The sequence below is a fragment of the Neptunitalea chrysea genome (genome assembly GCF_027924145.1).
Classification (GTDB): domain Bacteria; phylum Bacteroidota; class Bacteroidia; order Flavobacteriales; family Flavobacteriaceae; genus Neptunitalea; species Neptunitalea chrysea.
Genome location: NZ_BRVP01000008.1, coordinates 109,826 through 122,908, shown reverse-complemented (window position 1 = coordinate 122,908; position 13,083 = coordinate 109,826). Strand labels below are relative to the sequence as shown.

The window sequence follows — 13,083 nt, the reverse complement described above, 5'->3', positions numbered from 1 at the left end:
GAGACTTTTTTCAAAATAGAAATGTAAATCTTATTAATTACTTTGTGTACTTACCTCGAGTATTTACTTATTTTAAGACTGATCTTCAATGAAAAGAATGTACTATAAAAATGTCTCTCATTCGAATTTCGAAAGAAATGAACAGCTTTTGCAAAGTTTGAAATTATTTTAATAAAACAGGCTATTTATCGTATTTTAGTGCAAATTTCAAATACTTAAAATGAATTACAAAGGTTTTATATTTTTTATAACTGTTTTTTTTGTTTCACTTTCTTTTGCTCAACAAACTTCTGTAGCCGACTTTAAAACCGCTAATGTAAAAGTTACTATTAATCCGTATACCCAAATGGTAAATGGTACTGTTGATTATACAGTAGATATAGTAAGTAAAACAGATACACTTTATTTAGACGCTCAACATACAGACTTTGTTGAGGTTACTTGGAATGGTAAAAAAATAAAATATGATGTTACTGATCATTATCTTATCTTAAGAAAGAAATTAAAACCTAAGAATAATAATGTATTACGTTTTACCTATTCGGTGAAGCCTAGAAAAACAATGTATTTTGTAGGGTGGGATTATGAAGGAGCAAGAAAACAGGTTTGGACACAAGGACAAGGAAAATATACGAGTAATTGGTTGCCAAGTTTTGATGATGTTAATGAGAAGGTGATTTTTAATATTTCTGTAATCTTTTCTTCAGATTATAGTGTAATTACTAATGGAGTACTTAAAGATAAGAAACAGGTATCTGATTCGTTAACCAAATGGAATTACCAAATGACACACCCAATGAGTAGTTATTTGGTTGCAATTGCTATTGGAGATTATGACTATCATAAATTAATAAGTAATAATGGTAAAGAAATGCTACTGTATTATTATCCTGATATGCCGTCGCATTATGAGCCAACCTATAGATATTCAAAGCAAATTTTTGACTTTTTGGAAAATGAAATAGGGGTGCCTTTTGTATGGGGAAACTATAAGCAGATTCCGGTGGCAGACTTTATGTATGGAGGTATGGAGAACACTACAGCGACTCTTTTTAATGATGGTTATTACATAGATTCTTTAGCCTTTGTAGATAAAAATTATGTGAATGTAAATGCACACGAATTAGCGCATCAATGGTTTGGTGATTTGATAACTGAAGCTACTCCTTCTGATCATTGGTTGCAAGAAGGTTTTGCTACCTACTATGCGTTATTGGCAGAGAAGGATGTTTTTGGGGATGATTATTTTAAGGCGGCTTTATTTGAAACAGCAATTCAATTGAAATACCAATCGGATAAAGGAGAAGGAGAAAATTTGTTAAATGCTAAAGCGAGTAGCTTAACGTTTTACCAAAAGGGAGCTTGGGCATTGGTTGCCTTGGAAAACGAATTAGGGCATACTAATTTTAAAAAGGGGATTACTGCGTATTTAGAAAAATACAAATTTAAGAATGTTACTACCAATCAGTTTTTAGCTGAAATGGAAAGTGCTTCTGGAAAAGATTTGGCAAACTTTAAAGAGCGTTGGTTGCTAAAAAAAGAATTTCTGTATGATGAAGCTATGGAGTTACTAGCTGATAAACCTTATTCGTTACCAGAATTAATAAATGAAAAGTTTAAAGATACTTTAGCAGACAAAGTTACCGAAACTAGTAAAAAGCTTTGGAACAGCTTATCGCCTGAGTATAAGGAAAAGGTTATTACTTATAGATATGATGCACTAGTAGATAGTTTCTATATTAAATCAATTCTTAATGATAAGAATGTTTTGGTAAGACAATCTTATTTGGTACAAACAACTAAGATTCCTAGTTATTTAGAACCCGAGTTTGAGAAATTTTTATTAGATAAAAGTTATAATACTATTGAGAATGTATTATATAAACTTTGGGTCAATTTTCCTGAAAAACGAAAAGAATATTTAGCTAAAACGGAAAATGTAAAAGGCACAAATGATTTAAATGTTAGGATATTATGGCTGGTATTGGCATTATCTACACCTGAATTTAAACAGTCGGAAACATTAGCGATGTTTCAGGAGTTGTCTGGCTTTACGTCTCCGGTATACGGATACAGTGTTAGAGAAAAAGCCTTTGGGTTTTTAGAGCAAATGGATACCTATACCAATGAAAACTTAAAAGATTTGGTGAATGGGTGTTTGTATTCTTCCTGGAGATTTGCTTCTAATTGTAGAACCATCTTAGATAGACTTTTAAAAGATCCGATATATAAAGAACGCATTGAGAAATTAATGCCTGATTTAACACAGAAAGAGCAAAAATTTTTAAAGAAGAAATTATGAAAGCACTAGTGATTTCCGGTGGAGGTAGTAAGGGCGCTTTTGCAGGTGGTGTTGCACAATATCTTATAGAGGAAATGAAAAAAGACTATGATATTTATATAGGAACCTCTACAGGGAGTTTGTTAGTAAGTCACTTGGCATTAAAAAAGGTTGATAAGATAAAAGATATCTATACGTCTGTAAATCAAAAAAGTATTTTTAGTCATACCCCTTTTACTATAAAGAAAAAACACGGAGTGGAAACAGTAGGGATTAATCACTTTAATGTATTGCTCAACTTTCTTAGAGGGAAAAAAACGTTTGGAGAGAGTTTAAATCTTAGAAAATTAATATTTAATTCTATTAATAAAGAGGAGTTTTTAGCATTAAAAAAGTCTCATAAAGATATTGTAGTTACGGTTTCTAATTTATCAATGAATTCGGTAGAGTATAAGTCTATTAATGATTTTGATTATGATGAATTTATGGAGTGGTTATGGATTTCTTGTAATTATACACCCTTTATGAGTTTGGTTAAAAAAAATGGCTGTGAGTATGCCGATGGCGGATTAGGAGTTATTGTACCTATTGAAGAAGCTGTTAGAAGAGGAGCCGATGTGGTAGATGTAATTGTGCTAGCAACAGAAGTAACACAGTTAAATAAATTACCATCTAAAAATGCTTTCTCTTTGCTAACTAGTATGTTTGGGTTTATGCTAGACAGGATATCTAAACAAAACATTAAGATAGGGAAGTTTGCAGCAAATAATAGCAATGCTATTTTAAATTTCTATTATACCCCTAGTGTATTAACCACCAATTCTTTAATATTTGATAAACATAAAATGCAAAATTGGTGGCATAGTGGGTATGAGTATGCTAAACTTAAAAATAAAGAAACAAGTCAGCTAGATATAAACAGTTAACCGTATAATTCCCTTAGTTCTTTTTTAACATACTGTAATGCCGTAGCAGATGGAGAACTTTTATCTAAAAACTCATTAAGAACAGCTTCTCTTAATTTATCTGCTGATTCTATTTTATTGCTCATGGCAATTTTACGAATCATCTGTATAGTAGCGTTTTTAGAAGCTCTAATAATATTCCAACACTCTTCGGTTAGATAGATTTGTTGTGATAAGTTATGCGTAAACTCATTCTCTATTTGCTGAACAAGTAAGCTTTCGTAGCCTTCTTTATTATCGGATTGTGGAATTACGTTTATAATTAGATTCGCAGGACGTATACGCTCTAAAAACAAAGTCATTCGTTCATAGGCCTGTAATCTAATTGGTAATATATCTTTTTGCGTGTCTTTATGTAATAAATATCTTCTTCTTCCTTCTTCATTTTTAGTGTGAGAATTAAAAAAATAAAAGGCAACCAAACCGGTTATAATTGCAGGTAAACAATAAAAAAGAAGTTGTATTATTTGATTTTCCATTCAATAAATTTTAGGGGATAAAAGTACTACATTTTTTGCACTAATAAAATCAATCCTGACCTCCAAGATACTTACAATCCTTTAAAGATTGCATACCTTTAAAGGTAACTTTTGTTTTATGATACTTATAGATAGCTGCTAATGTTTGTGTTAGGTTTTTATCGCCAAGATTCATTTCTACATCATCCATTGTAAATTGGCAAGGATGTTCGTAACCACATGCATGCGTTAATTCTAAGAACTCCTTTTTAAAATTATGGAAATACTGTGCTAATCGATCAGATTTAAGCGGTACATCTATACCACTTTGTAGCCATTTGTTTTGTGTAGCAACTCCGGCTGGACATCGGTTGGTATGGCATACTTGTGCTTGTATACAACCAATACTCATCATAGCCTCACGGGCAACATTGATGCAATCGGCTCCCATGGCAAAGGCTTTTGCTGCTTGTGCCGGAAAGCCTAGTTTACCACTGGCTATAAACACCACATGTTCGGTCATATCATGTTCTTTAAACAAACCGTAAACATCTGTAAAACCATAGATCCATGGTAATGAAACATGGTCTGCAAAACTTGGTGGTGCTGCACCGGTTCCGCCTTCACCTCCATCAATGGTAATAAAATCGGGTCCTTGATTGGTTTCTTGCATTACCTGTATGAGTTCTTTCCAATGGTTTAATTTACCAATGGCAGCTTTAATCCCAACGGGTAAACCAGTTTCTTTAGCAATTTTCTCAATGAATGCTACCATTTCTGGTACGGTAGAAAAAGCAGTATGGTATGGAGGAGAGATTACATCTTTACCTAAAGGTACATGGCGTATTTCAGATATTTCTTTAGTGATTTTTTTAGCAGGTAAAACACCTCCTTTTCCGGGTTTAGCTCCCTGCGATAATTTTATTTCAATGGCCTTTATTGAAGGATTGTCATTAACTAATTTCTTAAGTTTTTCCATCGAGAAATTCCCATGCTCATCACGAATACCAAAATAGGCAGTACCTATTTGCAACATGATATCTGAACCATGTTTGTGATAGGGAGATAAACCACCTTCACCAGTATTATGGTAGGCTCTTGCTTTTTTAGCTCCTACGTTTAACGATTCCACTGCTTTGGCAGATAAAGAACCAAAACTCATAGCAGAAATATTAATCACAGACGCAGGTCTGTAAGGTTTTTTTCTTTTATGATAAGTCCCTATTACTTTAGCACATGGTATAAAATCGTTTTGCTCGTTATTCGGGTGACCTTTAGGCAATTTATAAGGCAACATGCTGTTATTTATAAATACATAGTTTTGTGAGAAAATATCTCTGTCTGTTCCGAAACCTTTGTAATTATTAGCATTTTTTGAAGAAGCATATACCCAGCTTCTTTCTATTCTATTAAATGGTAATTCTTCTCTGTTATTAGCTACCAGATACTGTCTTAATTCCGGCCCTATGCTTTCTAACATATATCTAATATGACCGGCAATAGGGAAGTTATGACTAATGGTATGCTTGCGTTGTACAAAGATATCTCTGATAGCAACCATAGCAATTACTATTAAAATCCAGCCCCACCAAGGAATGGATGAAAGTATCTCATTCATAAGTTTAATTTGTTTGCAAACAAAATTAAGGATTCCATCTTATAAAAAGTGTTTATAAAAATATAAAAGTTCTTTATTTTGAAATTAATTAATAAGTAACTTGTACCGTTTTAATGATTGTTGCTTAATGGAAAAATATTTAGCAGAACTTAATGACGCTCAAAGAGCTCCTGTATTGCAGGTAGAAGGTCCGTTAATGGTTATAGCCGGTGCGGGATCTGGAAAAACCCGTGTATTAACGTATCGTATTGCCTATATTATGAGTAAGGGGGTAGATGCTTTTAATATTTTAGCGCTTACCTTTACTAATAAAGCTGCACGTGAAATGAAGGGTAGAATTGCTTCTATTGTTGGTAATAGTGAAGCAAAAAACCTTTGGATGGGAACATTTCACTCTGTGTTCGCCAAAATTTTACGGTTTGAAGCAGACAAGCTTGGATATCCTTCTAATTTTACAATTTACGATACGCAAGATTCTCAACGTTTAATTAATGCAATCATTAAAGAAAAAGGACTGGATAAGGATGTGTATAAATACAAACAAATTCAATCTAGAATATCTTCTTTTAAAAATAGCTTGATTACGGTTAGAGCCTATTTTAATAATCCGGAATTAATAGAGGCCGATGCCATGGCAAAACGACCAAGAATGGGGGATATTTATCAGGAATATTGTGATCGTTGTTTTAAGGCCGGAGCTATGGATTTTGATGATCTGCTTTTAAAAACAAATGAATTGTTAACTCGTTTTCCGGAGGTATTGCAGAAATATCAAAATCGATTTAGATATATTCTGGTAGATGAGTACCAAGATACCAACCACTCCCAGTATTTAATAGTAAGAGCATTATCAGATAAGTTTCAGAATATTTGTGTTGTAGGAGATGACGCCCAAAGTATTTATGCGTTTAGAGGGGCGAATATTAATAATATCATGAACTATCAAAAGGATTATGATAATGTACAAGTTTACCGTTTAGAGCAGAATTACAGATCTACCAAAAATATTGTTGAAGCAGCTAACTCGGTTATCGAAAAGAACAAGACGCGTTTAGATAAGGTTGTTTGGACGGCCAATGATGATGGAGGTAAAATAAAAGTACACCGTTCTTTAACAGACGCAGAAGAAGGACGATTTGTTGCGAGTAATATTTTTGAAACCGAAATGAATTTGCAGTTAGGGCATGGTAATTTTGCTGTGTTATATAGGACTAACTCGCAATCTAGAGCCATAGAAGATGCATTACGTAAAAGAGATATACCGTATAGAATTTATGGGGGACTTTCTTTTTATCAACGTAAAGAAATTAAAGATATCTTATCGTACCTACGTTTAGTGCTAAACCCTAAAGATGAGGAAGCATTGGTACGTATAATTAATTTTCCGGCTAGAGGAATAGGGCAAACTACGGTAGATAAATTAACGGTGGTAGCCAACCATTACAAGCGATCTATATTTGAAGTAATGGAGAATCTGGATAGAATTGACTTAAAAATTAATTCGGGTACCAGAAGAAAGCTAGATGATTTTGTAACTATGATTAAGAGTTTTCAGATTATGAATGAAAATTCAGATGCATTTACATTGTCTGAACATGTAGCTAAGAAATCTGGAATTCTTCAATTATTTAAAAAAGATGGAACTCCAGAAGGGATAGCTCGTATGGAGAACGTAGAAGAATTACTGAACGGTATTAAAGATTTTGTGGAAGGTCAGCAGGAGGTTGCAGATGCAACAGGGGCGTTAAGCGAGTTCTTAGAAGATATTGCATTGGCAACTGATTTAGATAAAGATACTGGTGATGATGACCGTGTTGCTATGATGACCATTCATTTGGCTAAAGGACTTGAGTTCCCATATGTATATATAGTAGGAATGGAAGAAGATTTATTCCCATCAGCTATGTCTATGAATACCAGAAGTGAACTGGAAGAGGAGCGTAGGTTGTTTTATGTAGCACTTACCAGAGCTGAAAAGCAAGCCTATTTAACTTTTGCTGAGAGTAGATATCGTTGGGGTAAATTAGTAGATAGTGAACCAAGTAGGTTTATAGAAGAGATAGAAGATAAATACGTAGAACACTTAACACCTCCAATGCGATCTGGATATAGGTATAAACCTATGTTAGATGCCGATATTTTTGGTGAAGTAGATAAAAGCAAGTTTAGGCAGAATAAACCCGTTGCTGGCACACCGCCTAGTCATCATAATCCGTCTGAAGAAAAGCTTCGTAAATTAAGAAAGTTGAAGCCGGATATTGCTAATCCTGTGGGGAACAATGATACCAATATTGCTGATGAATTGGGTGTTGGTACTAAGGTAGAGCATACACGTTTTGGTAGAGGTGAAGTACTTAAATTAGAAGGTGTTGGGAATGACAGAAAAGCAGAGATACGATTCCAGAATGGAGAGGTTAAAAAACTACTTTTACGTTTTGCAAAATTAGATGTACTAAATTAAATAGAGTACCATGGCAGAGTTGATTAGAATTTATGAAGAGAATCCGAACCCTAGGGAGATAGCTAAAGTTGTTGAGGTTCTGAGAGACGGAGGATTGGTAATTTATCCTACTGATACGGTGTACGGGTTAGGGTGTGATATTACCAATTCAAAAGCGCTGCAAAAGATTGCTAGAATTAAAGGAATAAAACTAGAAAAGGCTCACTTTTCTTTTATATGTGCAGATTTAAGTAACTTATCTGATTATGTTAGGCAAATAGATACGCCTACTTTTAAAATCTTAAAGAAAGCCTTACCAGGGCCATATACGTTTATTTTACCAGGTAATAATAATTTACCAAAGGATTTTAAAAAAAAGAAAACGGTTGGTATTAGAGTGCCAAATAATAATATTGCGGTAGATATTGTAAAAAAGTTAGGGAACCCAATTGTATCAACTTCTATCCATGATGAAGACGAATTGTTAGAATATACTACAGACCCTGAATTGATTTATGAAAAATGGGATAATCTGGTGGATGTTGTAGTTGATGGTGGTTATGGTGACAATGTAGCTTCTACTATTATTGATTTATCAGAAGGTGAATTTACTGTTGTTAGGGAAGGTAAGGGAAGTGTTGATTTTTAAGATAAAACATCTGCAAAGTACACAGCCGATTAATTTAATGGTTAATAAAATTCAACTTAGACAAGAATTGGATTTATTATATATAAATCCTTATAATTATGATTTACTGAAATGGACTTGTAATAAAAGTTAGATAAGATTTCTTAAGTCAATTTATTTTTATATTTCATACCGAATTAAAATTCTTCAATAGATTTTATTACAAAAAGAAATTGTATTCTTTTTGTAATAAAAATGTTTCAATGCATTTAAATATCTAGATTTTTGCTTCATATTTACTATTGTACATGTGCTTATAACGGAATTCAACTTTAATAAATTTAAAGTTGAATTCCGTTACAGCATTATTCAACAATTCCCTTCGCTATGCATAACCTTGATGTACTTGTACTATACCTTTCTTAAAATGTTGCTAATGATGTAATTGTTAATTAAAATTTAAATTTTTTAAAAAATGAGAATCTTATTTGGAATAATCGTTCAAATATTAGTATTTTCGTATTTAGAACGAACGTTCTATTATTTATAAACATATATATAAAATAAAATGAATAAACTAAATGGAAAAATAGCCGTTGTTACGGGAGGTAATAGTGGTATTGGTTATGCGTCTGCCAAGGAATTCAAAAATCAGGGTGCAACTGTAGTGATAACCGGCAGAAACCTAGAAAGAGTTGAAAAAGCAGCTCAAGAGCTTGGTGTAAGTGGAATTGTTGCAGATGTTGCTAATATTTCAGCGATAGCAGATTTGGTAGACCAGGTTAAGAGCAATTTTGGTAAGATAGATATCTTATTTGTTAATGCGGGAATTTTTCAGACTTCGCCGGTTGGGCAAATAAGTGAAGAAATGTTTGATAATCAGGTAGGGATTAATTTTAAAGGGGCTGTGTTTACTACCGAAAAGTTTTTACCAATATTAAATGATGGTGCTTCCATAATTAATTTGTCTTCGATTAATGCCTACACAGGAATGCCAAATACAGCAGTATATGCTGCTACTAAAGCAGCACTAAATTCATATACAAGAACGGCTGCAACCGAATTGGCTCCAAGAAATATTAGGGTTAATTCAGTGAATCCCGGTCCTGTTGCTACACCTATATTTGAAAAAACGGGTATGAAGGAAGAACAGTTAAATGGTTTTGCAGAGGCAATACAAAATCGCGTTCCGTTAAAGCGTATCGGACAATCAGGGGAAATTGCAAAACTAGTTGCATTTTTGGCATCAGATGATGCTTCTTTTATTACTGGAGGCGAATACAATATTGATGGAGGGATAAATATTAATCCGCTTTTAAGCTAATTTTTTCAATATATTTGGAATGAAAGTTCCGATAAACTATTTTTGTGGAAGCGATATACGCTTCCACAATTTGTTTGTATATGCCTAGAGTAAAATTATTTGACGAAAAAGAAATTCTTAACAAAGCAATGCATTTGTTTTGGAAGAAGGGGTATACTGCTACGTCAATTCAAGACTTGGTTAGTTACTTAGGAATAAACAGAGCTAGTATATATGATACCTTTGGTGATAAAGAACAACTTTTTAAAAAATCTTTTGAGCTATACAGAAAAACGAGTATTGATAAGTTGGCTATTTTTTTTAGCAATTATCCGAATGTTAAAGAGGGATTTTCAACATTTTTTGACAATGCTATTAAGGAAGCTGTTAGTGATAAAGATAAAAAAGGATGTTTTGTAGTGAATGCAACCACAGAGCTTGTTCCTACGAATGACGAAGCCTTTATTGAAATTTTGGAGGCTAATAGGAGGGCGGTTGAAAAGTTGTTTTATGAATATCTACAAAAGGGGAAGGAATCTGGTCAATTAAGTTCGGTTAAAGACCTTACACATATTGCATCTCTTCTTTTTACTTTTTATAATGGGATGCGTGTTGTTTCTAAAGTTCGTCCTGATAAAAAGAAACTCAAGGCTTCTGTTGATGTTGTTTTATCTTTATTGGAGTAATGTATTTTTTCATTGGAACTAAAATTAGTTTTTTGAATTTTAGTTAGGTGCTGCTCTTATGTTTTCTAGGAGTTTCGTTTCCCAGCATTTTGCGAATATAATTGTTATTGCAAAAAGTATCACTCGGCTTATCTATAAAATTGTTTTTATTAATGTAACATAGTTGTAATAAGATTATTTAATAATGGGGTGTCAATAAATAAAATCAACGTTTAAACTTGAAAAGTGATATATAAATAAAGCCGTCTGAAATAATCCAGACGGCTTTTACTATTTAAATATGATATTATTCTGTCTTCTTAGTTGATTGAAGGATCTTTCATTCCTTCTTCAATCATACTGTAGAATTGATCAACTTTAGGTAAAACAACAATTCTTGTTCTTCTGTTTTTAGCTTTACCTTCTTTAGTTTCGTTATCAGCAACTGGTACGTATTGGCTACGTCCTGCAGCTGTCATTCTCTTAGGATCTACACCAAACTCATCTTGTAAAAGTCTTACAACGGCAGTAGCTCTTAAAACACTTAAATCCCAGTTATCTTTGAAGCTTGCACCAGCTTTAACACCGTCATCATCAGTGTGACCTTCTACCATAAACTCAAAGTCAGGTTTGTTTTTAACTACTGTAGCAACTTTTCCTAAAACTTCTTTAGCTTTTGAAGTAACTCTTGCGCTACCACTAGAGAATAATAATTTATCAGAAATGTTTACGTAAACAACACCTTTTTCAACACTAATGTTAATGTCTTCGTCGTTAAGATCTCCAAGAACTCCTTTTAAACTTTGAACTAACGCTAAGTTTACAGAGTCTCTTCTAGTAACGGCATCTTGTAATTTTCTAATAGTTAAATCTTTTTCACGTAAAGATTCTAAAGATTTCTCTAAGTTTTCAGCACCTTTTTTAGTTAAGGTTGTTAAATCACCCATATTGTTGATTAACTGCTGGTTGTTAGATTTTAATACGTCGTTCTGACTTTTAAGAGCGTTATTAGTAGCGCTCAAAGACGCTTTCTCTTCAAGACAACTATTTAGTTTAACAGTGGCTGAATCTAATTTCTCCTGTGTTTGTTTTTGTTTTTCTTCTAATTCAGCAATTTTTTTAGTACCACAAGAGGTGGTTAATAAAACTGCCAATAATGAAGCAATAAGACCAATTTTCTTCATGTTTATAAATTTAATTAATAGCATGTCAAAGGTAAAAAAACCTAAATTTTAACAGATGGATTTAACAGCTATTTTAGTTAATATTATATTAAATTTTTATAGTTTTTTTTTCGTGCAATGTAATAATAGTGTACAATTGACACTATTTGATAATAGTTTTTCTTTTTAACATTTTTACTCCTTGATTTAAGGACTTGATTTTTAAACTTATAGTAGCTATAATGCGCTTTTAGTATGGCTGTGGCATGTTTAAACTGAAGGTTAAGACAAAATTTAGCAAAAGCCAAACCATCTAAAAGCATTCTCTTGAAAACTATTGGCTTTATCTGATCTTCAGGAAGGTTTTTCAATAGTGTAAGTAAGGAATTTCTGAAATTGTAGAACGTTTTTATAGAATTTAGCTTATTAAGTGTTCCTCCTCCTACATGATAAACCGTACTTTCTGGGGTATAAAGTATTTTTTTGTTCGTATTTTGTATTCTCCAGCACAAATCAATTTCTTCCATATGTGCAAAGAAGAGCTCATCGAAACCTTTTTGCTCTCTAAAGATTTCTTTTCTTATAAAAAAACAAGCCCCGGAAGCCCAAAATATTTCTTCTTCGTATTCATATTGTCCTTCATCTTTTTCAAGGGTATCAAAAATTCGCCCTCTACAAAAAGGATATCCGTATTTATCTATAAAACCACCTGCGGCACCGGCATATTCAAAAAGCTCTTTTTGGTGATACGATTTTATTTTTGGTTGAATTACTGCAACAGAACTATCTTTTTCAAAAATTGCAGCAATAGGAGAAAGCCAATTTTCAGTAACTTCTATATCTGAGTTTAAAAGACAATAGATATCTTCTTTTACATGTTTTAAAGCATCGTTATACCCTTTTGCGTAACCGCCGTTTTCTTTATTTGATATAATTTGTACTTCAGGAAAGCTTTCAGTTACATGCTTTACAGAGTTATCAGTAGAGGCGTTATCAGCTACATAAATAGCAGCTTCCTTTGAATACTTAATAATGGTTGGCAAAAATTGCGCTAGTAATTTTTGCCCATTCCAATTAAGTATAATAACAGCTATTTTCATAGGGTGGTTGTGTATTTAGGGAGTTCTCTTAAAAAGTTGTAGCGTTCATTTTCGTAATCCATGTTACAAAAGTAATGAGACTTTCCGTTTGTAACCATTAAATAGGTAGCATTTAATGATAGATTGTATCTAGCAATCTGGTCAAATGTATCTTGTTTAATAGGTACTTCAGGAGCTTTGCATTCTACAATTAGAAATATAGAACCATCCGGATTAAAAATAACTACATCGTATCGTCTGGTCATATCGTTGATAACCAATTTCTTTTCTACGTTTATGAGTGATTTAGGGTATCCTTTAATTTGCAATAAATAGTGAACCACGTGCTGACGTACCCATTCCTCTGGTTGTAGCACCACAAACTTTTTACGAATTTCGTCAAAGATGTAGATTTTATTTTCGCTACTTTTGAATCGGAACTTAAATTCTGGAAAATTTAGTGGGTGTGTTTGCATGTAAAAT

At 32.9% G+C, this 13,083-nt stretch carries 11 protein-coding genes; 6 read left to right on the top strand and 5 right to left on the bottom strand.

All coding sequences use genetic code 11. The features are described 5' to 3' along the window. Window positions 1-220: 220 nt before the first annotated feature. Complete coding sequence (locus NBRC110019_RS07435; RefSeq protein WP_281753670.1) at window positions 221-2,302, top strand: M1 family metallopeptidase; 2,082 nt, start codon at window positions 221-223, stop codon at window positions 2,300-2,302. Continuing rightward, the gene (locus tag NBRC110019_RS07430; protein WP_281753669.1) at window positions 2,299-3,207 is read left to right on the top strand and encodes a patatin-like phospholipase family protein; all 909 of its coding nucleotides are present in this window, start codon (window positions 2,299-2,301) and stop codon (window positions 3,205-3,207) included. The genes NBRC110019_RS07435 and NBRC110019_RS07430 overlap by 4 nt, the downstream gene beginning before the upstream one ends. On the opposite strand, the gene NBRC110019_RS07425 is transcribed toward NBRC110019_RS07430, so the two are convergent. Together NBRC110019_RS07425 and NBRC110019_RS07420 are read right to left on the bottom strand one after the other, a co-directional pair. Then, window positions 3,204-3,725: a DUF7935 family protein gene (locus NBRC110019_RS07425; RefSeq protein ID WP_281753668.1), complete on the bottom strand. Its 522-nt coding sequence runs from the start codon at window positions 3,723-3,725 to the stop codon at window positions 3,204-3,206. The two genes, NBRC110019_RS07430 and NBRC110019_RS07425, sit on opposite strands and share 4 nt — an antisense overlap. A gap of 49 nt (window positions 3,726-3,774) precedes the next feature. Then, the gene (locus NBRC110019_RS07420) at window positions 3,775-5,322 is read right to left on the bottom strand and encodes an FMN-binding glutamate synthase family protein (RefSeq protein ID WP_281753667.1); all 1,548 of its coding nucleotides are present in this window, start codon (window positions 5,320-5,322) and stop codon (window positions 3,775-3,777) included. 127 nt (window positions 5,323-5,449) lie between these two features. Here NBRC110019_RS07420 and NBRC110019_RS07415 point away from each other — a divergent pair, with 127 nt between their 5' ends. The 4 genes from NBRC110019_RS07415 (at window position 5,450) to NBRC110019_RS07400 (ending at window position 10,379) form a co-directional block, all read left to right on the top strand. Further along, window positions 5,450-7,783: an ATP-dependent helicase gene (locus tag NBRC110019_RS07415; RefSeq protein WP_281753666.1), complete on the top strand. Its 2,334-nt coding sequence runs from the start codon at window positions 5,450-5,452 to the stop codon at window positions 7,781-7,783. A 10-nt stretch (window positions 7,784-7,793) separates the two neighbouring features. Then, window positions 7,794-8,411: an L-threonylcarbamoyladenylate synthase gene (locus NBRC110019_RS07410; protein WP_281753665.1), complete on the top strand. Its 618-nt coding sequence runs from the start codon at window positions 7,794-7,796 to the stop codon at window positions 8,409-8,411. Between the two features lie 547 nt (window positions 8,412-8,958). After that, a complete protein-coding gene (locus NBRC110019_RS07405) occupies window positions 8,959-9,714 on the top strand; it encodes an SDR family oxidoreductase (RefSeq protein ID WP_281753664.1) in 756 nt (251 codons plus the stop codon). An 80-nt stretch (window positions 9,715-9,794) separates the two neighbouring features. Beyond that, window positions 9,795-10,379 carry a TetR/AcrR family transcriptional regulator gene (locus NBRC110019_RS07400; RefSeq protein WP_281753663.1) on the top strand — a complete coding sequence of 195 codons (585 nt, stop codon included), beginning with the start codon at window positions 9,795-9,797 and terminating at the stop codon, window positions 10,377-10,379. Between the two features lie 299 nt (window positions 10,380-10,678). On the opposite strand, the gene NBRC110019_RS07395 is transcribed toward NBRC110019_RS07400, so the two are convergent. The 3 genes from NBRC110019_RS07395 to NBRC110019_RS07385 form a co-directional block, all read right to left on the bottom strand. Next, a complete protein-coding gene (locus tag NBRC110019_RS07395) occupies window positions 10,679-11,542 on the bottom strand; it encodes an OmpA/MotB family protein (RefSeq protein ID WP_281753662.1) in 864 nt (287 codons plus the stop codon). 83 nt (window positions 11,543-11,625) lie between these two features. Continuing rightward, complete coding sequence (locus NBRC110019_RS07390) at window positions 11,626-12,621, bottom strand: glycosyltransferase family 2 protein (RefSeq protein ID WP_281753661.1); 996 nt, start codon at window positions 12,619-12,621, stop codon at window positions 11,626-11,628. Next, complete coding sequence (locus NBRC110019_RS07385) at window positions 12,618-13,076, bottom strand: type I restriction enzyme HsdR N-terminal domain-containing protein (protein ID WP_281753660.1); 459 nt, start codon at window positions 13,074-13,076, stop codon at window positions 12,618-12,620. The genes NBRC110019_RS07390 and NBRC110019_RS07385 overlap by 4 nt, the downstream gene beginning before the upstream one ends. Between the last annotated feature and the right edge of the window lie 7 nt (window positions 13,077-13,083).